Here is a 22,449-nt window from a genome sequence, read left to right on the forward strand (position 1 = left end):
GGGCGAAGGCGTGCAGCAGGCGCTGCTGAAGATCATGGAAGGCACCGTCGCCTCCGTGCCGCCACAGGGCGGCCGCAAGCATCCGCAGCAGGAGTTCCTGCAGGTCGACACCGCCAACATCCTGTTCATCTGCGGCGGCGCCTTCGCCGGCCTGGACAAGATCATCTCGGATCGCGGCAGGAAGACCTCGATCGGCTTCGGCGCCATCGTCGCCTCGCCCGAGGATCGCCGCACCGGCGATGTCTTTCGTCTGGTCGAGCCCGAAGATCTGTTGAAGTTCGGCCTCATTCCGGAGTTCGTCGGCCGTCTGCCAGTGTTGGCGACGCTGGAGGACCTCGACGAGCCGGCGTTGATCCAGATCCTGACCGAGCCGAAGAACGCCTTGGTCAAGCAGTATCAGCGACTGTTCGAGATGGAGAATGTCGACCTGACCTTCCACGAGAATGCCTTGTCGGCGATCGCCAAGCGCGCCATCGAGCGCAAGACCGGCGCGCGCGGACTGCGCTCGATCATGGAAGCGATCCTGCTCGATACGATGTTCGAACTGCCGGCGCTCGAAGGCGTGCGTGAGGTGGTGATTTCGGAGGAAGTGGTGACCGGCAGCGCCCGGCCGCTCTACATCTATTCCGAACAGAAGGAAAAGAAGGGCAATGTCAGCGCCTGACATGAGCCCACAGCGGAATTCTGAAACGGCGCCGCAAGGCGCCGTTTTGCTGTCGGCCAATGATTTGTGGGCCAGCGCGGTCTGGCCGTCGCAAATGTGTCACGCGCGGGCAAGTTGGGGGAGGCGGATTTGGCGTTGCCCCTTGATCTTTGTGGGTAGTGCATCCAACTAATTGGGGAAGGCCGAGGTGCCCGATTTCTGTGCTGTAAAACTCCCGTCACAAACGGTGGTAGGCGGAACGATCCCCGGTCGTTAATATGAGAATCGCGGTTGGCTGTTTGGCGGCCGCGACATGAAAGGTTGGACAATGGCCAAAGTATCCAAGGCTCCCAGCGACGGCGTTTTCGCAGTTCTCCCATTGCGCGACATCGTGGTGTTCCCGCACATGATCGTTCCGCTCTTTGTCGGACGCGAAAAGTCGATCAAGGCGCTGGAAGAGGTGATGGGTCAGGAAAAGCAGATCCTGCTCGCCACCCAGATGAACGCGGCGGACGACGATCCCGAACCCGATGCCATATTCGACATCGGCACGCTCGCCAATGTGCTGCAATTGCTGAAGCTTCCCGACGGCACCGTCAAGGTTCTGGTCGAGGGGGCCTCGCGTGCCAAGATCATTGCGTTCACCGACCGTCCCGACTTCCACGAGGCCAGCGCCGCGGCACTGGTCGAGCCGGAAGAGGAGGAGGTCGAGGTTGAAGCGTTGGCTCGTTCGGTCGTCACCGACTTCGAGAACTACGTCAAGCTGAACAAGAAGATCTCGCCCGAAGTGGTGGGCGCGGCCAGCCAGATCGACGACTATTCCAAGCTCGCCGACACCGTGGCCTCGCATCTCGCCATCAAGATCCCCGAGAAGCAGGAGATGCTGGCGACGCTCTCGGTCAAGGAGCGGCTGGAAAAGGCCATGGGCTTCATGGAAGCCGAAATCTCCGTCCTGCAGGTGGAGAAGCGCATCCGCTCGCGCGTCAAGCGCCAGATGGAGAAAACCCAGCGTGAATACTACCTCAACGAGCAGATGAAGGCGATCCAGAAGGAGCTCGGCGAAGGCGAGGACGGCCGCGACGAGGCCGCCGAGATCGAGGCGCGCATTAAAAAGACCAAGCTCTCCAAGGAGGCCCGCGAAAAGGCGGAAGCCGAGTTGAAGAAGCTCCGGACGATGTCGCCGATGTCGGCTGAATCAACGGTCGTGCGCAACTATCTCGACTGGATCCTGTCGATACCGTGGGGCAAGAACTCCAAGGTCAAGCAGGATCTCGCCTTCGCGCAGAACGTGCTCGACACCGACCATTTCGGTCTCGACAAGGTGAAGGACCGCATCGTCGAGTATCTCGCCGTGCAAAGCCGCCAGAAGAAGCTGAAGGGGCCGATCCTGTGCCTCGTCGGCCCTCCCGGCGTCGGCAAGACTTCGCTCGGCAAGTCGATCGCCAAGGCGACCGGTCGCGAATTCATCCGCATGGCGCTTGGCGGCGTGCGTGACGAGGCGGAGATCCGCGGCCATCGGCGCACCTATATCGGCTCGATGCCCGGCAAGGTCATCCAGTCGATGAAGAAGGCGAAGAAGTCCAACCCGCTCTTCCTGCTCGACGAGATCGACAAGATGGGCCAGGACTTCCGTGGCGATCCGTCGTCGGCTCTGCTTGAGGTGCTCGATCCGGAACAGAACTCGACGTTCATGGACCATTACCTCGAGGTCGAATACGACCTGTCGAGCGTGATGTTCGTGACGACGGCGAACACGCTGAACATCCCGGCGCCCTTGATGGACCGCATGGAGATCATTCGTATCGCCGGCTACACCGAGGACGAGAAGATCGAAATCGCCAAGCGGCACCTGATGCCGAAGGTGGTGCGCGACCATGCCCTGCAGCCGAAGGAGTTCTCCGTCGGCGAGGACGCGATCCGCGCCATCATCCAGACCTACACCCGTGAAGCGGGCGTCAGAAGCCTGGAGCGCGAACTGATGAAACTCGGCCGCAAGGCGGTGACCGAGATCCTGAAGACGAAGACGAAGACGGTCAACATCACGGCGGCGAACCTCGCCGACTACCTGGGTGTCCCGCGCTTCCGCTTCGGTCAGGTCGAGGCCGACGATCAGGTCGGTGTGGTGACCGGGCTTGCCTGGACGGAAGTCGGCGGCGAACTGCTGACGGTCGAAGGTGTCATGATGCCCGGCAAGGGCCGCATGACGGTGACCGGCAATCTGCGCGACGTGATGAAGGAATCGATTTCGGCGGCGGCTTCCTATGTCCGCTCGCGCGCCATCGATTTCGGCATCGAGCCGCCGCTGTTCGACAAGCGTGACATCCACGTCCACGTGCCGGAAGGCGCCACGCCGAAGGACGGACCGTCGGCCGGCGTTGCGATGGCGACCGCCATCGTCTCCGTACTGACCGGCATCCCGGTCAAGGCGGACGTTGCGATGACGGGCGAGATCACGCTGCGTGGGCGGGTGCTGCCGATCGGCGGTTTGAAGGAGAAGCTGCTTGCCGCCTTGCGCGGCGGCATCAAGAAGGTGCTGATCCCGGAAGACAATGCCAAGGATCTGGCGGAGATTCCGGACAACGTGAAGAACGGGATGGAAATCATCCCGGTCGCACGGGTCGGTGAGGTGTTGCGCCATGCCTTGGTGCGCATGCCGGAGCCAATTGAATGGGTCGAGCCTGTCAATCCTCCGGCCACGACCGATGCAGCGGACGACGCCAGCAAGACGCTTGCGCATTAGTAGTAACTAATGTTGCTATGCACAAAGAGAGAGCCGGGCTTCACGCCCGGCTTTTTCATGTGAGAAACCCAGCATTTCCGGGCTTTTTCCGCTTTTTCTAAGGCATTTGGACTTGGTTGCGGGAACGCTTCTTTCTAAAGTCCGTTTCCTGCCGGATGAGTCTATCGTTCCGGTGTTCTCATGGAAGGGAATTTTTATGAACAAGAACGAACTGGTGTCCGCTGTCGCTGAAGCCGCGAGCATTTCGAAGGGTGACGCGCAGTCGGCGGTCGATGCGGTGTTTTCCGTTATCTCCGGCGAACTGAAGAAGGGCGGCGATGTCCGGCTTGTGGGCTTTGGCAATTTCACGGTGTCAAAGCGTGCTGCTTCCACCGGCCGCAATCCGCAGACTGGTGCCGAAGTGCAGATTCCTGCGCGCACCGTGCCGAAGTTCTCGGCCGGCAAAGGCCTCAAGGACGCAGTCAACTAAGTACTTTTTGCATAGACCAGAAAAGCCGGGCTCGCCCGGCTTTTCTTTTTTGCCCCGAACCGATGGCCTTCCGGCCGCCGCAGCTTACGCGGTCGGCGCGTCGGGACGCATCAGGCCTTCCTGCTTGAGGTCGGCCCAGAGGGCGGCGGGAAGGTTTGCATCCAGCAGTGAGCGGTTGCTTTCGACTTCGCCCGGCCTCTGACCGCCGGGGATCACGGAGACGACCGACGGGTGCAGCAGCGGAAACTGCAACGCCGCCTCGATCAAGCGCACGCCATGCCGCTTGCAGACCGCCTCGATGCGCGTGACGCGGTCGATGACGTCTTGTGGCGCTTCACTGTAGTTGTAATAGGCGCCCGGCTTCGGTCCTGTTGCAAGAATGCCGGAATTGTATGGTCCGCCGAGAACGATGCCGATGCCGCGCGCCTGGCAGAGCGGCAGGAAGGATGCCAGCGCGTCCTGTTCGAGCAATGTGTAGCGGCCGGCGAGCAGGAACAGGTCGAAATCGCCGCGCTCCGCCAGCGTCTGGGCGACCTGCCATTCATTGATGCCACCACCGAACGCCTTGATGACGCCCTGGTCGCGCAGGGAGAGCAAGCCGTAATAGCCGGAGCGCATGAATTCCTCGATGCGCTGGTCGGACGCCTCCTTGCTGCCATGGGTGAAGATGTCGACATCATGGACGAAGAGGATGTCGACGCGGTCGACGCCAAGGCGCTCCAGGGAGGCTTCGAACGAGCGCATGACGCCGTCATAGCTGTAGTCGTAGACCTCCCGGCGCGAAGGCGTGTCGAAGAACTTGCCGATCCCCGTTCGCTCTTCCGGCGGGCAGGCGCGCATGATGCGGCCGACCTTGCTCGACAGCACATAGTCGTCGCGGCTCTTGCCGCGAAGGAAGGGGTTGAGCCGCGTTTCCGACAGGCCAAGCCCGTAGAGCGGCGCGGTATCGTAGTAACGGCAGCCGCTCGCCCAGGCTGCCTCGAGCGTGGCGTTGGCCTCCTGGTCCGGTACCGCACGGTAGAGATTGCCGAGCGGCGCCGTGCCGAAGCCGAGTTCGGTGAAGGTGATGCCGCCATTGCCGATGCGGTCGAAATGCCGTGTCTTCATGTCCTGTTGCCTCACTCGATTTGTCTGACATGACACTATCATGCCTGTGGCGCGGCAAAAGCATCGCGCAGCGTTGGACACGCATTTTCGCGGTTGATAGCATGAACGAAATCAAGCTGTTCGTGGACATTCGAGGGTGCGGTGAGCGACAAGAACGGAACCGTGTTTGAAACCGCGCTTGCCGAACTTGGCGCCGTGCTGGCGCGCGTTGATGAAGGCCGCATCGACGCCGCCTGCAAGCTATTGGTCGAAGCCAAACGGATCGTCGTCTATGGCTGCGGCCGCGAGGCCTTGCAGGTCAAGGGTTTCGCCATGCGGCTCCATCATCTCGGCCTGCCGGTCTCGGTGGTCGGCGACATGACCACGCCGCCCGTTGGGCCGGGCGACGTCTTCCTGGCCAGCTCCGGGCCCGGCGAGACATCGACCGTGCTGACACTGATGCGGGTTGCCCATGACGCAGGCGCAACCAACCTCCTCTTGACTGCTCAGGCTGAAGGCACTGCGGCAGGACGCGCCGATTTCACGCTGCTCATCCCGGCGCAGACGATGGCCGATGACCAGGGTTCGCGAAAGAAATCCGTCCTGCCGATGGGTTCGGTGTTCGAAGGCGCGCTGTTCCTGTTGTTCGAAGTGATGGTGCTGAAGCTCAGGGATCTGATCGGCGCGTCGCCCGAGGCGATGCGCGCCCGCCACACCAACATGGAATAGATCATGCGCTATGAACTGATGCTCCCACACCAGATCCGCAGGGCAATAGCCGAGAACTGGCCGGTGGTACTGCCGCTCGGCGTGCTGGAATACCACGGCGAGCACATGGCCGTAGGCATGGACACGCTGGTCGTCGTCAAGACGCTGGAACTGTTGGAGAAGGAGAGGGACATAGTCATCCTGCCGCCCTTCTACTACGGCGCGGCTAGCTATGCCGTGGCGCCGCCGGAAGGCAGCGGTTCGGTGCAGGTCGGCGGCAATGCCTTGGCTCCGTTCGGCGAGGAGCTGTTCTACAGCCTGCTGCGCATCGGCTTCCGCAACATCCATGCCTTCATCCACCACCAGACCGAGAACTTCGCTGCCGGCATGCCGACCGATCTGGCGTTCAAGACCGCCGGCCGGCAAGCGATCTTCCGCTTCCTGGAAAAGCAGCGCGGCGAGGGCTGGTGGGGCTCCGAGACGATGGCGGACTACTATGACGGGCACGCCGCCGGGGAGAATTTCTTCAACTGGGTGCGGGTGCATCCGCTGATGCCGGCCACGATGAACGGCAAATACCCGTTCGACCATGCCGGCATAGGCGAGACATCGCTGATGCTGGCACTATGTCCCGAGGCTGTCGATGCTGCTCACTTCGTCGACAACACCGGCTGGTACACGGCGAGCGCCAAGGAGGCGTCGGCGGAACTCGGGCAACAGGGCGTCGCCATGATCATGGATAATTTGCGCGCCACGCTCTCGGCGTAGGCTATTTCACCGCGCCGGCCGTCATCCCCATGATCAAATAGCGTTCGAGCGCGATGCCGATGACGGCGAGCGGCGCGATGGCCGCGGTCGCAAGGGCTGCCATCGACCACCAGTTGATGCCTTGGGAGCCTGTCTGGCTCGCCACCATGACGGGAATTGTCTTGGCGTCGGTCGATGTCAGAAGCGCGGCGAAGAAATACTCGTTCCAGCACAGCACCATGGCCAGGATGAAGGCGGCGACCATGCCCGGTAGCGCGATCGGGATGACGATTCGCAGGAAAGCGCCCCAGATCGACAGCCCGTCGACGAGCGCCGCTTCCTCGAGCTCGACCGGGATCGAGTTGAACTGGTCGCGCATGATCCAGATGACGATCGGCAGCACCATCAGCGTATAGAGCAGGATCAGACCGACACGCGTATCGAGCAGGCCGACTTCCCGGTAGAGCACCAGGAAGGGCAGGGCGAGGACCACCGGCGGCAGGATCAGCTGCGACAGGAAGAAGAACGAGATGTCCTCGTTCCTGAACCAGGCGAACTGGTAGCGGTAGCGGGTGAGCCCGTAGGCCGCCAGGCTGCCGATGACGATGGCGAGGCTCGATGCACCGACCGATGTGATGACCGAATTCATGAAGCGCTTGAGGAACTCCTCTCGCACCGTCGAGGTCTGGAAGATCGAATCCGGCGACAGGCCGAGCGAGCGCCAGCCTTTCCAGTCCGGCTGGAAATCGACGAAGGGAATGAGATGGCCCTGGGTGACGTCGACCGCCGTCTTGAATGAGGTCGTCACCGTCCAGTAGATCGGGAACAAGCAGATGAAGGCCCAGACTGTCAGGGCGCCATAGATGAAGAGGCGGCTGGCGAAGAAACTCGCCGGCGAGCGGATCTCCGAAGCGACATAGTCGGTGGTCTGAACGCTCATCTCTACCTAATTCACGTTGCGGACGAAACGGTTGGCGAACTTCAACAGCCAGGTGACGAACACGACGATGATGACCAGATAGGCCATCGCCAGCATGGTTCCGTAGCCGACATTCGAGCGGTCGCGATATTCGCGGTAGATGAAGCTAGACACGGAATCGGTGGCGCCGCCAGGGCCGCCAGACGTCACCGTGATGATGATGTCGGCGAGCTTCAACTTGAAGATGATGCGCAGGATCACCGCCGTCACCGATACCGGCAGCATCAGCGGGAAGGTGACCTGCCAGAAGGTCTGCCACGCATTGGCGCCGTCGACCCGGGCGGCTTCAAGCACCTCCCTCGACATGGCCTGCAGCCCCGCCAGCAGCATGATCATCATGAACGGAATGAACGTCCAGGCGTCCAGGATCATGATCGATATGCGTGCGATGATCGGGTCCGAGAAAAAGGCTGGGTTTTCCCAACCGAGATGGCGCGCCAGCGTCGCGGCCGGCCCGAACCGGTACTCCATGAGCGACTTGCCGATCATCCACGACACCGCGACCGGCGACAGCATCAGCGGCATCAGAAACACCACCCGGAAAAATTTCCGCGCGCGGATCTGTGCGTTGAGCAGCAGCGCCAGGCCAAAGGCAATGACATATTCGACCGAAACCGCCAGCACGTAGAGCACCATGTTGAACAGCGCGTTGCGGTAGTAGGGGTCGGCCAGCATCTGCCAGAAATTGTCGAGCCCGTTGAACTTTCGGCCGCTGAAGGAGGAGAGGTTCCAATCGGTCAGCGCGATGTAGAATCCAAACAGCGTCGGGAAGATGACCATGGCGATGGTGAATAGCAGCGCCGGCAGCAGGAACAGCGCGCGCTGGCCGTCCTCGCCGCGCGTCAGCACCTGGCCGGCGCCAATGGCCACGCCCCACAGCACATAGGCATAGACGGCCGGGCGCCAGGTGTCGGCGTCGGCCTTGTAGAAAAGCTCGATCACGATGGTCGCCAGCAGGCCAAGCGTCGCGGCCGCCATCAGCCCCCGGCCAAGGCGTTTGCGGCCCGGCGGGATCAGGTCGGAAGGGACGGCGTCTGCCGGCCACTGGCTTGCGGTCGAAGTCTGGTCAGCCACAAATCTCGCCCGTTTGAAGGCTCATCGATGAGCCGGAGCCGGTCGGCTGTGGTCCGGCGCTGCCGCCGGACCACGGTTCATAGCCCAGCCTACACGCCCAGCGAGGCCTTGTAGAGCTTGATCTGGTTGTCGCGGCCGATCTGGTCGGTCAGCTTCTCCCAGGCCGCGGCAATGGCGTCGGCGCCTTCCTGCGCCTTCATCTTGCCGGCGAAGGTGTTGGCCAGGATATCCTCGGCGGCGCTGTAATATTGAAAGATGCCGGGGATGCGCGGCTCGATCGCCGCGTTGGGGTGGTTGTAGCTGTCGGACTCCGACTTGAGGTAGGAGGTGATGAAGGCCTCGTCATAACCGGCCGCCACCCATTCCGGGATGTCGAAATGCGAGTTGCGGTAGGGCTGGAAGCCCGATGGATACATCGCCGTCCAGATCGACAAGTCCTTGCCGCCGAGATGGGCCGCGGCCGACCAGGCCGCCTTCTTCTTTTTCTCGTCGCTGTCGACCCGGGCCATGACATAGACGCCCCAGCCGAGATAGGCGCAGTTGGGGGCATAGTTCGGGCCGCTGGCGAGCTTGTCCCATTGGCCCGTCTTCGAATTGTAGACGTCGTCGGAGCCCGGCAGGATCGAGAAGCCCGTGACGTCGCCGATGACCGAGGTGTCGTTGGTCTTGACGTTGGAGCCGACGTCGCCCCACCAGGTGACCATCGAGCCGGTGCCGGCCAGGAACTGCTGGAAGGCGGTGGTGTTCGGATCGGCGTTGATCTGGTCGGCGGGTTCGGATGGCAACGCGTCGATGACGTCCTGGATGGCGCGCACCCAGGCCGGGTTGTTGATGCGCGGCTTCATCGTGTCGGCGTCGAACAGCCAGGCCTTGTCGTCGGGATGCTTGGCATAGGCGGTGGCGCGGCTGCCAAGGAAGTAGAAGCCGAAACCGCCCCACGGCTTGGGCGCATCGAGATAGCCGTAGACGTCCTGGTCCTTGAGCTTCTTACCCTTCAGGAACTTGGTCACGGCCTGGACCTGCTGCCAGGTCTTCGGCACGCCCCATTCGCCTTCACCGCCGCCGTCCTTCCAGGCCTTGGCAAGGTCGGGATCGGCGAACACGTCGCTGCGGTAATTGAAGTTGTGGGCGTCGCCGTCGACGGTGACGCGATACTGCTTGCCGTCCCAGGTGCCGACGGGCGGCTTGAGGTAGCTGACCAGATCGTCGAAATCGATCTGCTTCTTGACCCAGTCCGGCATTTCGGAGGTCAGGCCCTTGCCGCAGACATCGCCTTCGAACGGCGCGCCCATCTCGATGATGTCGAAATCGACGGTGCCGGTGGCGATCGACTGCTGCAGGCGCGCGTTGTAGTCGGCCTGGGCCAGGTCGATCCAGTTGATCTTGGCGCCCGTATAGGTTTCCCATGGCTTCAGGAAGCCGCGGAACAGGACATTGTGCAGGTTCTGATTGTTGAGGCCCATGAAGGTCAGCTCGACACCGGCGAACTCGCCTTCCTTGACGTTGGCCTTGGTTGCCTCGAGGCAGAGTTCACCGACTTTCTGGAAGTCTGCGTCCGTCGGCTGGCCCTTGCCGACGCCGGGGATCTGCAGGATCTTGGTGCGCAGTTCGCTTGCCGCCGACGCGGGGCGCGTCAAGGCACCAAGCCCGGCTCCCGACGCAGCAGCGATGGCGGCCATGCTGGCCGCGCCTTTCAATATGTCGCGCCTCGTGGCGCCGGCTTTGACCAGTTTTTCGTAAAGACCTGTTCTCATCGACTATTCCTCCCGGATCATCAGTGTGAATGGATGTGCCCAACGTCGGACGCTGGAGCGCCAGCGTTTCTCCCAGCCGTAAACGAATTATGCAGGACCCCACCTGCTCAATCTAAGTTCCGATAGCGGATCGGCTCCGACATTTGGATCAGCGCTGTTACTATTCTCACAACCAAACGCCGTGTCAACGTAAACGGGTTTTTATCTATAAGAGACCGACTTGCCCTGACAGGTCGCGTTGGGTAGCTTCGGCGTCCACGGCACTGGGAGCCGGAAGGGGAGTTCATGGCGCAAGTCGCGATCAGCAAGGTGGCCAAGGCGTTCGGAACCGTCAAGGTGCTGCACGAAGTCAGCGTCGACATCGCTGATGGACAGTTCGTGGTGTTGGTCGGGCCTTCCGGTTGCGGCAAGTCCACGTTGCTGAGGATGGTGGCCGGCCTGGAAACCGTCTCCGGAGGCACGATCACCATCGGCGACCGCGTCGTCAATCACCTGCCGCCGGCCAAGCGCGACATCGCCATGGTGTTCCAGAACTATGCACTCTATCCGCACAAGACGGTCGAGCAGAACATGGCGTTTGCCCTCAAGCTACGGAAGACCGATCCGGCCATCGTCGCGGAGCGGGTCAAGCGCGCCGCCGACATCCTCGACCTCAATCCCTATCTGAAGCGCTATCCCCGCCAGCTCTCGGGCGGCCAGCGCCAGCGCGTCGCGATGGGCCGCGCCATCGTGCGCAATCCGCAAGTCTTCCTCTTCGACGAGCCGCTGTCCAATTTGGACGCCAAGCTGCGCGTTCAGATGCGCACCGAGATCAAGGAACTGCACCAGCGGCTGAAGACGACGACCATCTATGTCACCCATGACCAGATCGAGGCCATGACCATGGCCGACAAGATCGTCGTCATGCGCGACGGTCGCATCGAGCAGGTCGGCGCGCCGCTGGAACTGTTCGACCGGCCGGCCAATCTGTTCGTCGCCGGCTTCATAGGCTCGCCTTCGATGAATCTGCTCAAGGGCGTCATGCGCAAGGGCGAAAAGAACGGCGTCGAAATCGCCGGGACATTGTTCCCGGTCGCCGCCGACAATGCCGCGCGGGACGGCCAGGCCGTTGTCTATGGTATCCGGCCGGAGCATCTCGAAATCCAGGCCGATGGCGTGCCGGCGAAGATTTCGGTGGTCGAGCCGACCGGCTCGGAAACGCTGGTGTTCCTGCGCTTCGGCGAGGGCGAGATGGTGGCGTTGTTTCGCGAGCGCCACGACTTCAAGCCCGGCGACACGCTGACATTAAAGCCGAGGCTCGACCAGATTCACCTGTTCGACGCGGAAACCGGCCGCCGTCTCTGACCTCCAACAGCCTGAGGACCGTAATGCTTAAAGGGATCAATCCGCTGCTCAACGCCGACGTGCTCCAGGCATTGCGGGCGATGGGACATGGCGATGACCTGATCATCGCCGACACCAACTTTCCAGCCGATTCGGTGGCGAAGCAGACGGTGCACGGCAAGCTGCTGCGCATCGATGCGCCGGCGTCCGAGGTGGTGAAGGCCGTGCTGTCGCTCTACCCGCTGGACACGTTCGTCGACGATGCAGCGGCGCGCATGGAGATCGTCGGCAAGCCCGATGAGATCCCCCCGGTGCAGACGGAAGTCCAGAAAGAAATCGACAAGGCCGAGGGCAAGGCCTGGCCGATGATATCCGTGGAGCGCTACGCCTTCTACGAGCGCGCCAAGCAGGCCTATTGCGTCATCCAGACCGGCGAGCGCCGCTTCTATGGCTGTTTCGCCTTCCGCAAGGGCGTCGTCCCGCCGGACGCGGAGTAGAGGCATGACCGCTGGAAAGCCTGTCGTCGTCCTCGGCGTCTTCGTGGCCGACACCGCCTATCGCGCCGACCGCCAGCCGCGCATCGGCGAGACGATCCTCGGCAATTCGTTCAAGCTCGGGCCGGGCGGCAAGGGCTCGAACCAGGCGGTGGCCGCCGGCAAGCTGGGCGCCGATGTCACTTTCCTTACCCGTCTCGGCGTCGATCCTTTCGCCGATATGGCCCGACGGACCTGGGCGGATGCGGGGGTGAAAAATGCCGTTATCGACACGCCGGAAAGCTACACCGGGGCGGCCTATATCTTTGTCGAGGAGACAACCGGCAACAACGCCATCATCGTCAGCCCGGGCGCTGCCATGCTGATCACGCCAGCCGATATCGAGGCCAACGGCGAACTGATCCGCTCGGCCGGCGTCTTTGTCACGCAGCTTGAACAGCCGATCGATGCCGCGCTGCGGGCCCTGGAGATCGCGCGCGGGGCAGGGGTGACGACCATCCTCAATCCCGCACCCGCCGCGACGCTTCCCGACCGCATCTACGCGTTGTGCGACTATCTCACCCCCAATGAGACCGAGACGGAGGAACTGACCGGAATGAAGGTTTCGTCCGTCGACGAGGCCCGTCGCGCCGCCGACAGTCTGCTGGGCAAGGGCGTCGGGACTGTCATCGTCACCCTGGGTGACAAGGGTGCGCTTCTGCATTCGAAGAGCCGCTCAGACCATGTCCCCGCCGTCAATGCAGGACCCGTGGTCGAGACCACCGGGGCCGGTGACGCGTTCAATGGCGGCCTGGCGGCGGCCTTGTCTCGGGGTGTCGAGCCGCTGCAAGCGGTTCGCTTCGCTTGCGCTGTCGCCGGCATCTCGGTGACCCGGCCCGGAACAGCGCCGTCGATGCCGACGCTGCAGGAGGTCGACGCCTTGCTGGCCAGCGGGTGACCGCCCGTCAGGCCCGCCCTGATCCCAAGACAGGGATTTCATATCGGAACATTAAGGGTTCGTCGGCGATGGGTAAGACCGCGGCGCGCAGCCTAGACAACGCCGGCAAGCCTATCGTGCGAGACGAACCTGCTGCAAGGAGTCTCCGATGCCCTGGAAGGCGGCGGCGAGCTTAGCGGCGTCGGAGGCATCGTAGAAATGCGTTGCATCCGTGGCGCAGTCGGTGAGCATCTTTCTCGATGCATCATTGTCCACCATGAACGCCACCGTGAAGACCTCGATATTGTGCGATTTTATGTAGGTGCAGATCGAGACGGTGTCCGTGTTGACCTGCGTTGTCTGTGTAGCGGCCGTCGCTGCCGTGCCGCTCAAGGCGACGTGCTTGCCATCCGACTGGTTGAAACGAAGCGTGTTTTCACCATCCGTCATCAGCACGAGCACTTTGCGCGGATTTGTATTCTTGGCATCATATGCTGCGCCCTCGGTGAACGGCTCGGTGGGCGACAACATGTTCTGGCCCCAGATTAGCCCGGCGGGGATGTAGGTGTTTGGCTTGTAGCCAGTACCGATGTTGATGATCATGCTGTTGATGGCCGTAAGGATCGACTGCTTGTCCTTCGAAAGAGGCGCGATCGGGTTAAGGCACTTCTGTGACGTGTCGAGGTAGCCCGGGTACTTGCTGGACGGGTTGTTGTCGTTGAGACGGTCGGCGACTTTGGCGGTCGTGGTCGTGCGCGACCCGACGCAGCCGAACCACTTGTAGTTTGTCGGCGAACCGCCGCCGGTGCAGGACTGGTAAGGGGCAACGGTCTGGGTCTCGTACGTGCAGACGCCGCCGCAGGTCGCCGGCTCGACCACGCCGTCGATGGTCTTGGTGCAGGCATAGGTGGGCGTCTTGGAGACGCAGACACTCTTGGTGGTCAAGGTCTGGCAGGTTTTGGGAGCGGGGGTGGTGCTGTAGTCGGCCGGGACGTTGAGCCAGCTTGCCGACCGGTTCGCGACGCCGACATTGACATAGTCGGCATAGGGGACCAGCGCCACTTTGACATTGGCATCGCTGCTGGCGAGGAGTTGATTGACCAGGCTGCTGGCAGCGCTTTTGAGCGTAGCGATCTTGGAAACGCCGGAACTGTCCGTTTCGGACATCGACCAGGTGTTGTCCAACACCAAAGCGAGTTCGAAACTGCCAGTCACTGCGCGCATGGCCAAGGCCGAAACGCCCACATTCATCGTATCCAGACGCGCTATACGCATGAATGTCAGCGGGACATCGGCGGTGAGAGCGATATCGACCTTGCCGTCGTTGGCGGCGAGCGATGCAATCTGGGTGTTCTCCACCGACGGGTCGGTCTGGTTGGCCGCGACATAGGCCTCGGCCATTGTCCGCATGCGCCCCTGGTCCGTTTCCTTGGAACTGGCGACGGCCAGCGCCGCGGCATCGGCAACCGTTTGCAGCCGGCTACGAGCCGCGGCCAGGCGCGTGTAGTCTACCGCCATGCCCATGGTCAGGATCAATGGCACCATGCACAGCGCGCCAAGGATTGCCAGATTGCCGCGTTCGGATCTGAAAAATGCATTCAACATCTACGAGCCCACCCCATCTATTTCACTACATTCTAAAGGACGGCCGTTGAATATCGGTTTCTTTTTAGAGTTGACTATTGGTAAACCGGGGACAAATACCTAAAACTGTACACAATGCGGCACGCGGCATCCGGCATGATCTTGGCTAGGCAAGGCGGCAATTCATCCGACGCCCATGTCGCTTGCAAGCACCTGAAGTCGCCAATCCGGCGATCGACGATCTGGTAGCCTCGGCCGCCAACCTCCGGCAATGTCAGTTTAACCTCGCGGATTGATTGGACACGCTGCGGGGAAGGGCATAGCGTGCCGGCTCGCCAGAACAGCCCTCCTGAAAGGAGCGCGCGATGCCAGGCAGATATAACGTCTTCGTACATCTCGAAAACATCAAGAACTTCGAAAAGAAGCTTGAGACGGAAAAGGATTCAGCAAATCGCGAAATACTCATGCGCTTGCTTGCGGAAGCAAAGGCCGGAAGATTCTCGGCACCATCCAGTGAGAGTTAAAGCCGTTCTTGTGTGGTCCGCGCGCTTTTGCTGTTCCGTGTCGTTGGCCTCGATTCGCGCCACCAAGCGATTGGTATCGCGCGGGCCGGCGACGGTCCGCTGGAGGCTTGGGCAGCCACCTTCAGCGTTTCTTCTTGACTTCCCTGCTATGGGGGGGAAGCTTGTATTTGTGCACCGCACAAACAAGGATATCCGCGATGAGAATCCGTATCCCGCTTTCGGGAGGCGCGCTCACGGTCAAGACCTATCAAGCGTTGAATCGCGATGAGCGCGACAATGCAGGACGACTGGTAAGTTTCGTTGGCCTTTACTTTCTATGGCACAAAAACAAGAAACCCCGGTGGTTTGACGAACCTTAACCGGAAGATGCTCGACTGTGTCGACTGGACCTATGGGACGTGGGGTTTCTCGAGACCCAAATTGCGGCGCTGAGCGCCCGTTCGGCGACAACGTTCAGAACGACAGCTGGCGAGTCGGGTACCGCCGCCGACGGCGCCCTGAACCTGACTGAGGGTCAGTGGCGGATGCCAGTTGACAGTCCGAATTCCGAAGAGTGGGAACGGGGTGGAAGTCCATTGGCCCGCGAAGGGCCCCGTGCAGGCCGCACGCTCTTCGGAGCAAAAGCGGAAGAAGTCTGAATTGCCGTTTGGCATTCAGACTTTTGGCCATTTCCAACCATCCAAGTGATTGAAAATGGCGCGAGTGACGGGGCTCGAACCCGCGACCTCCGGCGTGACAGGCCGGCACTCTAACCAACTGAGCTACACCCGCGCATTGACGAGCACGTGTCAGCCGTGTTCGTCGTTGGGGCGCTGGATAAGGGGTTCGCCACCGGGTGTCAAGCGCGGTGGGACAGCATAACGGCAAACAGGAGAAGGTTTTTTGACAGCCGGCGTTTTATCGGCAAATCCGTCATTTAACCGCCTCGGCCGGCGCTCATTTTGTCTTGCGAAGGAGACCCCGACCGCTTAAAGGTCCGGCCGGAGCGGGCGATTAGCTCAGTTGGTAGAGCGCTTCGTTTACACCGAAGATGTCGGCGGTTCGAGCCCGTCATCGCCCACCATTCAACGTGCTGACAACCGGCGTTTTCCGTACAGTCGAATGACCCGGGGTTGTCTTGTAAAAGAGGGCTCCGGCAGATCGTCCGGATCGCCGCTGGCAGACAGCTGGATCATGCACGACAACCCTTCTCTCGTGATTGAAGAATTCGTTTCCCGCCAGGTTCGCGACAAGCGGATTCCGTCGATATCCTATGCGTTGACGGACCGGGACGGAACGCTCGCCGCGGGTCATGTCACCCATCCAGACGCCACGCGTCAGCTCGACGACCGCACGCTGTTTCGGATCGGCTCGCTGACGAAAATGTTCACCGCCATCGGCATCATGCAGTTGGCCGAACGGGGCATTGTGGACATCGACGCTCCCGTTTCGCGATACATTCCAGGTTTCGACCCGGAGAACCCGTTCCGGGTGCAGGAAGGGCCGACTTCGGAGCCCGACATCACGCTGCGCAAGCTGATGAGCCACACTGCCGGCATGGTCAGGGAGGCGGAGGCCGGTCATTATCTCGATGACAGCAATCCGCCCCTCGCGCTCACGGTGGACGGTCTGAAAACCTCGGTGCTGAAGGCCGACCCGCATGCCGGCGTAATGCATTATTCCAATGCGGGCATCGCCGTCGCCGGCGCGGTGATAGAGCGCGTCAGCGGTCTGGCCTATGCCGACTATGTGAGCGCGAATATCCTGCTGCCGCTTGGCATGGACGATACGCACTTTTCCCTGTCGGCGGATGTGAGGGACAGGCTCGCGCCGGCCTCGATGTGGACCATCTCCGGCGATCTGCCGGCGCCGATCTTCGATCTCGGCGGCGTGCCCGCCGGCAACGTCTATTCGACCGTTTCCGACATGGCGAGATTCGCGATCTGTCTCCTGCGCGGCGGGTTCGCATCCGACGGCAATTGCGTGGTGTCGCCGGGCTCTCTGGAGACGATGTGGAAGCCGGTCGGCCGGCGGCCGGCGGGCTATACAGGCAGCCTCGCGGGTTACGGCCTGGGCTTTGGCACCGGCAATGTCGATGGCTGGAAATCGATCGGCCATGGCGGCGCCGTCTATGGCTATGCCACGCAGCTTCTCGTTCTGCCGCATGCGGGGCTGGCCGCGCTGGTGTTCTCGACCCTCGATTTCAGCAACCAGATAGCCGACCGGCTGGCGCGTCGCGCCTTGCAGGTTGGTCTAGCAGCGCGGAAAATGGGGACGATGCCCAAGCAGGAGGCTTCGTACCTGCCTTTGTCAGAAGCCCATCTGAAGGTCATGCCCGGTCTGTATCAAGCGGCCGGTCTCGCCGAAACGGCGGAGCTGCGCGCAAGCGGTGTGCGTCTCTATCTGATGGGCGAGGGAGTGCCGCTGGAGGTCAGGTATAGCGGCGGCGACAGTTTCGTCATCGACGGCCGCGTCTACGGGCCGGAAGCGGATTACCCCTACCTTGATCTCTCCTACGATCTCGCGGCCGAGACCCTGACCTGGAAGGGTAAGGACTGGACGCGCCGGGTGGCGTCCGGGCAGCCGGTTCCGGCAACGCTGCAACCCCATCTCGGCGTTTACGGCCCTGCATTCAACCCGACCTATCTTTCCTACGCCGACGGTCGCCTCAACTGCCTGATCGAATATTTCTGCTCGCACCATTGCGAGCCGTTGGCGGATGGCACCTACCGGATGCACGGCCTGCTCTACGAGGGCGAGACGCTGGAACTCGGCGCGGTCGACGCAACCGGCAGGACCGGCATCCGCGTCGGGCCGATGTTCCTGGCGCGGACAATGCCTGAACAGGTGTGAGTGCCGCCGAAACGAAGTGCCTGCCTCAGAAGTAGGTCTTCACCGCGCCTGTTATGCCGTAGGCATCGTTCACGAGAAGCAGTACATCCCATTTGTCGAATGTGGTGCAAGGATGCGAGATGCCCAGTCCGATGCGGTCGCCGATCTTGACCGCGGCCGTTTGCGGATAGCGCATATAGGCGTGCTGGTCATTGCTGGCGAAGACCTCGCAACCTCCCAATGTTTCTGGCATTGCGCCGTCGCGCGAAATCAGGAGGGGAACCGGCAGGCCGGAATCGGTGCCGAAATCGCGCTTGCCGGCGGTCAGTATCGCCAGGCCCGGCTCCGGGCATGATTGCACATGGGTCCAGATTTCCAGCGCATTGATCAACCCGACAGGCTCGCCGGTCGCCGCCAGGATGCGCTGCTGCTCGGCCTGGTAGATGCCGGAATCGTGGCTGACATAGCAACCGCTGCGCGTGACGACCTGGGCGCCAGTGCCGGCCAGACCGTCCACCACGATGTCATAGAAGGATGAGCCACCCGCCGTGACCATCGGCGTTGAGCGTTCGAACAGAGCTTCTGTCGCACAGCTGTGAAAAAGCGCTACGATCTCATCGACGAAGGCGGCGACCGCATCCGCGGGGCCACCGTTCTTCGGTTTTAGCAGGCCCTCGAAGGCTTCGACGCCGCAAAGCTTCAGTTCCGGGGCCGCGTGGGCCGCGCGCGCGATTGCGAGGGCCTTTTCGTTGTCACGGCATCCTGTCCTGCCGCCCTGGTATCCGCGCTCGACCAGGACCTGGATGGGACGAGCCTTTGCTCCAGCGCGCCGCACTGCTTCGCTTGCCGCCTGGACGCCTTCCAGGCTGTCCACAAGCATGAAGAAATCCAGGCCCGGCGATGCACTCAGTTCTGCCACCAGGGCGTCGAGTTCGAGCCTGCCGACGAGTTGGTTGGCCAGCACAATTCGCTCGATGCCGAAACGGCGACAGACCTTCAGCTGATGCAGCGTGGCGACGGTCACGCCCCAGGCACCGTCACGAAGCTGCCTCTCCATGATCTGGGGCGCCATCGTGGTCTTCACGTGCGGTGCAATCACCGCGTTTCGCTTGGCAACAAAATCCTGCATCCAGCGCGAATTGTGATCGAGCGCGGATTCGCGGAGCACGGCCGCTGGAAGCGGGACATCGCCCCGCATCAGGTTCCAGCCCATGCTTCCGACGTCGAGCAGGCGGGCTGAGATCCCCGGCGGAATGCCTTTCGTGGCCTCGTCGAGGATCAGGTCGTTCAGGGGATCGAGGTTCATGGGCGTCTGCTTCCATCATGAATCGCCGTCGGCGTGGACTGTGGCGCGACATGGTCGATGCCGCGTTTTCCACCCGCATGGCGCTTGCATGAACCATAGAATGGTTTGATGATAAGAAAAGATTTTTCTTAAACGAAACACCGTCAAAGAGGGCACGATGCGAATTTTCATGGCGGGCATGGATACCGAGACCAACACCTTCGCGCCCATCCCCACGGGCTACCACAGCTTCGAGGAGATGGGCATTGCCCGCGGCGACGCCACCACCAAGGCGCTCAACGAACCGTCGTGCCAGCTCTATGTCTGGCGCCAGCGCGGCGAGGCGGACGGGCACGAGATCATCGAAAGCCTTTGCGTCTGTGCCGAGCCGGGCGGCATCACCATCGGCAACGTCTACGAGCAGTTCCGCGACGAAATCATCAGCGAACTCAAGGCGGCCATGCCCGTCGACTGCGTGCTGCTCGCCTTGCACGGTGCCTTCGTCGCGGAGGGCTATGACGACACGGAGGGCGACCTGCTGGCGCGTGTTCGCGCAATTGTCGGCCCGGACATTCCGGTCGGCGCGGAACTTGACCTGCATTGCCACACGACCCGCAAGATGGTCGACAACGCCACGGCGATCATCGCCTACAAGGAATATCCCCACACCGACATCATGGATCGCGCCGGCGAACTCTACCGGATCATCGTCGACACGGTGGAAGGCAAGGTCCGGCCCGTGATGGCGCTGTACGACTGCCGCATGATCAGCACCTTTCGCGTGCAGGAGCAGCCGATGCGCGGCTTTGTCGACAGCATGACCGCGGCCGAAAGCAAGGATGGCATCCTGTCGGTTTCGCTTGGCCATGGCTTTCCCCATGGCGATGTCGAAGATGTCGGCGCCCGGATGCTGGTGGTCACCGATGGCGACAAGCCGCTGGCCGAGAGCACGGCGGAGAATTTTGGCAGACAGCTCTTTGCCCTTCGACATGAGCTCACCCCGAAGTTCCTCGGCATCGACGAGGCGCTGGATCTCGCACTCGCCGAGCCGGAAGGGCCGGTGGTGATAGCCGATGTGTCCGACAATGCCGGAGGTGGCGCGCCGGGCGATTCAACCTATATCCTGCGGCGGTTGGTCGAGCGTGGCATTACGAATGTCGCCAGCGCGATGTACTGGGATCCGATCGCTTATCGCTTCTGTGTCGAGGCAGGCGTCGGCGGGACCATCGATCTTCGCGTCGGCGGCAAATGCGGCGTCTTTTCCGGCATGCCGATGGACCTGCGCGTCACCGTGAACGGCCTCGGCCGTGATCTGACGCAGCGCTTCGGCACCATGCCCTGGCCGCTGGGCGACGCTGCCTGGGTCACCACCGACAGCGGCATCGACTTGATCATCAACACCGTGCGCACGCAGGTCTTTCATCCCGATTGCATGACCGCGCTCGGCCTTGATCCGGCCGGCAAACGCATCATCGTCGTCAAGTCCAACTACCATTTCCAGGCGGGCTTTGCGCCGATCGCCAACCGCATCCTTTTTTGTGCCCCGCCCGGCGCAACCCAACCCAACTTCGCTTCGATCCCCTACACGAAGCTCAAGAACTCCTATTGGCCGAAGGTGGAAGACCCATTCGCCGCCGATGCGGCTTAAGCGGTTGCGTCGTTCGATAAGAATGAGGTCGATAGTGGCGCCGGGCGCGGGAGCGTTGTCTCGTTCACGCGCGTGACCAGGTGACAGCGAACCGCTCGCAAGCCGTCGGCGGGCACCAGGACCTGCGGCAGTTCGCAGCCGGTCGTCGCGGAGGGGCAGCGCTCTCGGAAAAAGCAACCGGTCGGCAGCGTCCGGTTGCTCGGCAACTCGCCGGCGCGGGGTGCGATCGAGGCCAGCGGCCGATCGAAACTCGGAACGGCATCGAGCAGCGTTCTGGTATAGGGATGCTTCGGCGCGTCAAGCACGTCGAGCGTCGGGCCTTCTTCGACGATCTGGCCGAGATACATGACCGCGACGCGATCGGCCACGTGGCGCACCAGCGACACGTCATGGGAAATGAGCACATAGGATAGTCTTCGCTCCGCCTGCAGCGACAGCAGCAGGTTGACGATCTGTGCCTGCACCGAAACGTCCAGGGCCGAAGTCGGCTCGTCGAGCACCAGCAGCGCCGGCTCGACCGCGAGCGCCCTGGCAATCGCGATGCGCTGGCGCTGACCACCCGAGAATTCGTGCGGATAGCGGTCGACATGTTCCGGTCGCAGGCCGACCGAAACCGCCAGTTCGGTCGCGCGATCGATGAGTTCCTTGCGTGTATGGCCGCCGCGAATATGCAGGGGTTCGGTGATCAGGCGCCAAACGGGGAGGCGGGGATCGAGCGACGACTGCGGATCCTGGAAGATGATCTGCATGTGAGTGCGCCGTGAATGGTCGCGCTCGGTTCCCCGCAGCTTGATCGAGCCCGCTGCAATGCTGGTCAAGCCGAGGATCGCCTGGCCGAGTGTGGACTTTCCGCAGCCCGATTCGCCGACGATGCCGATGGTCTCGGCTTCGGCCACGCTGAAGGAGACGCCGTTGACGGCATGGACATCGGCCCCGCCGAACCAGCCCGAGGTCACGCGATAGCGGACTTCGACGTCTTCGACGGAGAGGAGAGGGGGCTCGGTCGTCACGCGGCTTGCGTCTCCTCGATGCGGCGCCAGCATGCAGCGCGCCGGGCGGGCTCTATGGTGGCGAGCGGCGGCACCGCGACGCAGCGGTCATTGGCCTCGCGGCAGCGGGCCCGAAACAGGCATCCGGCGGGCGGATCGAGCAGGTCCGGCAAGGTGCCGGGGATCTGCTCCAGCATCTGCTTGGGTGGCGCAAGGCCGGGCAGGCAGCGTATCAGCGCGCGCGTGTAGGGATGGGCTGGCGCCGCCAGCACCGAGGCGGTCGTGCCCGCTTCCGCCACCCGTCCGGCGTAGAGCACATAGAGCCGGTCGCAAAGCTGCGACACCACCGCCATGTCGTGCGATATGAAGACGACGGCCGTGCCGGTGCTGCGCGCCTTTTGCTTGATCAGGCTCAGGATCAGCGCCTGCACCGTCACATCGAGCGCGGTCGTTGGTTCGTCGGCGATGATGAGCTTGGGTTCGCAGGAGAAGGCCATGGCAATCAGCACGCGCTGCCGCATGCCCCCGGAGAGCTCGAACGGATAAGCCTGCATGATCCGTTCCGGCTCGCTGATCAGCATGTCGCGCAGCAGGCCCGCGGCCTTGCTGGTGGCAGCCACCTTGTCGAGACGCTGGTGGCGGCGGATGACCTCGACCACCTGCTCGCCGATACGT

The 22,449-nt window shown here is 62.3% G+C and carries 18 protein-coding genes and 2 tRNA genes; 11 read left to right on the plus strand and 9 right to left on the minus strand.

From position 1 onward, the window contains the following. The 3 genes from WC739_RS15770 to WC739_RS15780 form a co-directional block, all read left to right on the plus strand. Nucleotides 1-664 (plus strand): AAA family ATPase (locus WC739_RS15770; protein ID WP_372953960.1); only part of this gene is annotated, 664 nt, incomplete at its 5' end. A gap of 307 nt (nucleotides 665-971) precedes the next feature. After that, nucleotides 972-3,383 (plus strand): endopeptidase La, encoded by a 2,412-nt coding sequence (lon, locus tag WC739_RS15775; protein ID WP_372953961.1) that lies wholly within the window; start codon nucleotides 972-974, stop codon nucleotides 3,381-3,383. A gap of 196 nt (nucleotides 3,384-3,579) precedes the next feature. Further along, nucleotides 3,580-3,852: an HU family DNA-binding protein gene (locus WC739_RS15780; protein ID WP_372953977.1), complete on the plus strand. Its 273-nt coding sequence runs from the start codon at nucleotides 3,580-3,582 to the stop codon at nucleotides 3,850-3,852. Between the two features lie 84 nt (nucleotides 3,853-3,936). Here the strand turns inward: WC739_RS15780 and WC739_RS15785 are convergent, their stop codons facing one another. Further along, nucleotides 3,937-4,959 carry an aldo/keto reductase gene (locus WC739_RS15785; RefSeq protein ID WP_372953962.1) on the minus strand — a complete coding sequence of 341 codons (1,023 nt, stop codon included), beginning with the start codon at nucleotides 4,957-4,959 and terminating at the stop codon, nucleotides 3,937-3,939. 141 nt (nucleotides 4,960-5,100) lie between these two features. Here WC739_RS15785 and WC739_RS15790 point away from each other — a divergent pair, with 141 nt between their 5' ends. Then, a complete protein-coding gene (locus WC739_RS15790; RefSeq protein WP_372953963.1) occupies nucleotides 5,101-5,667 on the plus strand; it encodes an SIS domain-containing protein in 567 nt (188 codons plus the stop codon). Nucleotides 5,668-5,670: 3 nt separating this feature from the next. Continuing rightward, nucleotides 5,671-6,414 (plus strand): creatininase family protein, encoded by a 744-nt coding sequence (locus tag WC739_RS15795; protein ID WP_372953964.1) that lies wholly within the window; start codon nucleotides 5,671-5,673, stop codon nucleotides 6,412-6,414. 1 nt (nucleotide 6,415) lies between these two features. Here the strand turns inward: WC739_RS15795 and WC739_RS15800 are convergent, their stop codons facing one another. From WC739_RS15800 to WC739_RS15810, 3 genes are all read right to left on the minus strand, one after another. After that, entirely contained in the window at nucleotides 6,416-7,333 is a 918-nt protein-coding gene (locus WC739_RS15800; protein WP_372953965.1) for a carbohydrate ABC transporter permease, read from the minus strand. A gap of 6 nt (nucleotides 7,334-7,339) precedes the next feature. After that, nucleotides 7,340-8,446 (minus strand): carbohydrate ABC transporter permease, encoded by a 1,107-nt coding sequence (locus WC739_RS15805; protein WP_372953966.1) that lies wholly within the window; start codon nucleotides 8,444-8,446, stop codon nucleotides 7,340-7,342. A gap of 89 nt (nucleotides 8,447-8,535) precedes the next feature. Further along, nucleotides 8,536-10,200: an ABC transporter substrate-binding protein gene (locus WC739_RS15810; RefSeq protein ID WP_372953967.1), complete on the minus strand. Its 1,665-nt coding sequence runs from the start codon at nucleotides 10,198-10,200 to the stop codon at nucleotides 8,536-8,538. A 285-nt stretch (nucleotides 10,201-10,485) separates the two neighbouring features. Here WC739_RS15810 and WC739_RS15815 point away from each other — a divergent pair, with 285 nt between their 5' ends. The 3 genes from WC739_RS15815 to rbsK are packed head-to-tail and all read left to right on the plus strand — an operon-like array spanning nucleotide 10,486 to nucleotide 12,954. Continuing rightward, nucleotides 10,486-11,544 carry an ABC transporter ATP-binding protein gene (locus tag WC739_RS15815; RefSeq protein ID WP_372953968.1) on the plus strand — a complete coding sequence of 353 codons (1,059 nt, stop codon included), beginning with the start codon at nucleotides 10,486-10,488 and terminating at the stop codon, nucleotides 11,542-11,544. Nucleotides 11,545-11,567: 23 nt separating this feature from the next. Then, nucleotides 11,568-12,020: an RbsD/FucU family protein gene (locus WC739_RS15820; protein WP_372953969.1), complete on the plus strand. Its 453-nt coding sequence runs from the start codon at nucleotides 11,568-11,570 to the stop codon at nucleotides 12,018-12,020. 4 nt (nucleotides 12,021-12,024) lie between these two features. After that, nucleotides 12,025-12,954: a ribokinase gene (gene rbsK, locus WC739_RS15825; protein WP_372953970.1), complete on the plus strand. Its 930-nt coding sequence runs from the start codon at nucleotides 12,025-12,027 to the stop codon at nucleotides 12,952-12,954. A gap of 111 nt (nucleotides 12,955-13,065) precedes the next feature. Here rbsK and WC739_RS15830 read toward each other — a convergent pair whose 3' ends face one another. Further along, on the minus strand, nucleotides 13,066-14,538 hold the full coding sequence (locus tag WC739_RS15830; protein ID WP_372953971.1) for a pilus assembly protein TadG-related protein: 1,473 nt from the start codon (nucleotides 14,536-14,538) through the stop codon (nucleotides 13,066-13,068). Between the two features lie 1,197 nt (nucleotides 14,539-15,735). Beyond that, a tRNA-Asp gene (locus tag WC739_RS15835) sits at nucleotides 15,736-15,812 on the minus strand. 216 nt (nucleotides 15,813-16,028) lie between these two features. Here WC739_RS15835 and WC739_RS15840 point away from each other — a divergent pair. Next, a tRNA-Val gene (locus WC739_RS15840) sits at nucleotides 16,029-16,104 on the plus strand. A gap of 131 nt (nucleotides 16,105-16,235) precedes the next feature. Further along, the gene (locus WC739_RS15845) at nucleotides 16,236-17,873 is read left to right on the plus strand and encodes a serine hydrolase domain-containing protein (protein WP_372953972.1); all 1,638 of its coding nucleotides are present in this window, start codon (nucleotides 16,236-16,238) and stop codon (nucleotides 17,871-17,873) included. 25 nt (nucleotides 17,874-17,898) lie between these two features. Here the strand turns inward: WC739_RS15845 and WC739_RS15850 are convergent, their stop codons facing one another. Beyond that, the gene (locus WC739_RS15850; RefSeq protein WP_372953973.1) at nucleotides 17,899-19,158 is read right to left on the minus strand and encodes an amino acid deaminase; all 1,260 of its coding nucleotides are present in this window, start codon (nucleotides 19,156-19,158) and stop codon (nucleotides 17,899-17,901) included. 157 nt (nucleotides 19,159-19,315) lie between these two features. On the opposite strand from WC739_RS15850, the gene WC739_RS15855 reads away from it, so the two are divergent. After that, complete coding sequence (locus WC739_RS15855; protein ID WP_372953974.1) at nucleotides 19,316-20,785, plus strand: M81 family metallopeptidase; 1,470 nt, start codon at nucleotides 19,316-19,318, stop codon at nucleotides 20,783-20,785. Here the strand turns inward: WC739_RS15855 and WC739_RS15860 are convergent. Continuing rightward, nucleotides 20,782-21,795 (minus strand): ABC transporter ATP-binding protein, encoded by a 1,014-nt coding sequence (locus WC739_RS15860; RefSeq protein WP_372953975.1) that lies wholly within the window; start codon nucleotides 21,793-21,795, stop codon nucleotides 20,782-20,784. The genes WC739_RS15855 and WC739_RS15860 overlap by 4 nt on opposite strands. Beyond that, the coding region (locus WC739_RS15865; RefSeq protein ID WP_372953976.1) for an ABC transporter ATP-binding protein at nucleotides 21,792-22,449 on the minus strand (658 nt) is incomplete at its 5' end. The genes WC739_RS15865 and WC739_RS15860, both read right to left, overlap by 4 nt.

This window comes from Mesorhizobium sp. (genome assembly GCF_041661565.1).
Lineage (GTDB): Bacteria > Pseudomonadota > Alphaproteobacteria > Rhizobiales > Rhizobiaceae > Mesorhizobium.

What these genes read in the sequence shown, in the direction of transcription:
- lon (WP_372953961.1), top strand. Translation starts at nt 972, where the DNA reads ATGGCCAAAGTATCCAAGGCTCCCAGCGACGGCGTTTTCGCAGTTCTC.
- WC739_RS15780 (WP_372953977.1), top strand. Translation starts at nt 3,580, where the DNA reads ATGAACAAGAACGAACTGGTGTCCGCTGTCGCTGAAGCCGCGAGCATT.
- WC739_RS15785 (WP_372953962.1), bottom strand. Translation starts at nt 4,959, where the DNA reads ATGAAGACACGGCATTTCGACCGCATCGGCAATGGCGGCATCACCTTC.
- WC739_RS15795 (WP_372953964.1), top strand. Translation starts at nt 5,671, where the DNA reads ATGCGCTATGAACTGATGCTCCCACACCAGATCCGCAGGGCAATAGCC.
- WC739_RS15800 (WP_372953965.1), bottom strand. Translation starts at nt 7,333, where the DNA reads ATGAGCGTTCAGACCACCGACTATGTCGCTTCGGAGATCCGCTCGCCG.
- WC739_RS15810 (WP_372953967.1), bottom strand. Translation starts at nt 10,200, where the DNA reads ATGAGAACAGGTCTTTACGAAAAACTGGTCAAAGCCGGCGCCACGAGG.
- WC739_RS15815 (WP_372953968.1), top strand. Translation starts at nt 10,486, where the DNA reads ATGGCGCAAGTCGCGATCAGCAAGGTGGCCAAGGCGTTCGGAACCGTC.
- WC739_RS15820 (WP_372953969.1), top strand. Translation starts at nt 11,568, where the DNA reads ATGCTTAAAGGGATCAATCCGCTGCTCAACGCCGACGTGCTCCAGGCA.
- rbsK (WP_372953970.1), top strand. Translation starts at nt 12,025, where the DNA reads ATGACCGCTGGAAAGCCTGTCGTCGTCCTCGGCGTCTTCGTGGCCGAC.
- WC739_RS15830 (WP_372953971.1), bottom strand. Translation starts at nt 14,538, where the DNA reads ATGTTGAATGCATTTTTCAGATCCGAACGCGGCAATCTGGCAATCCTT.
- WC739_RS15850 (WP_372953973.1), bottom strand. Translation starts at nt 19,158, where the DNA reads ATGAACCTCGATCCCCTGAACGACCTGATCCTCGACGAGGCCACGAAA.
- WC739_RS15855 (WP_372953974.1), top strand. Translation starts at nt 19,316, where the DNA reads ATGCGAATTTTCATGGCGGGCATGGATACCGAGACCAACACCTTCGCG.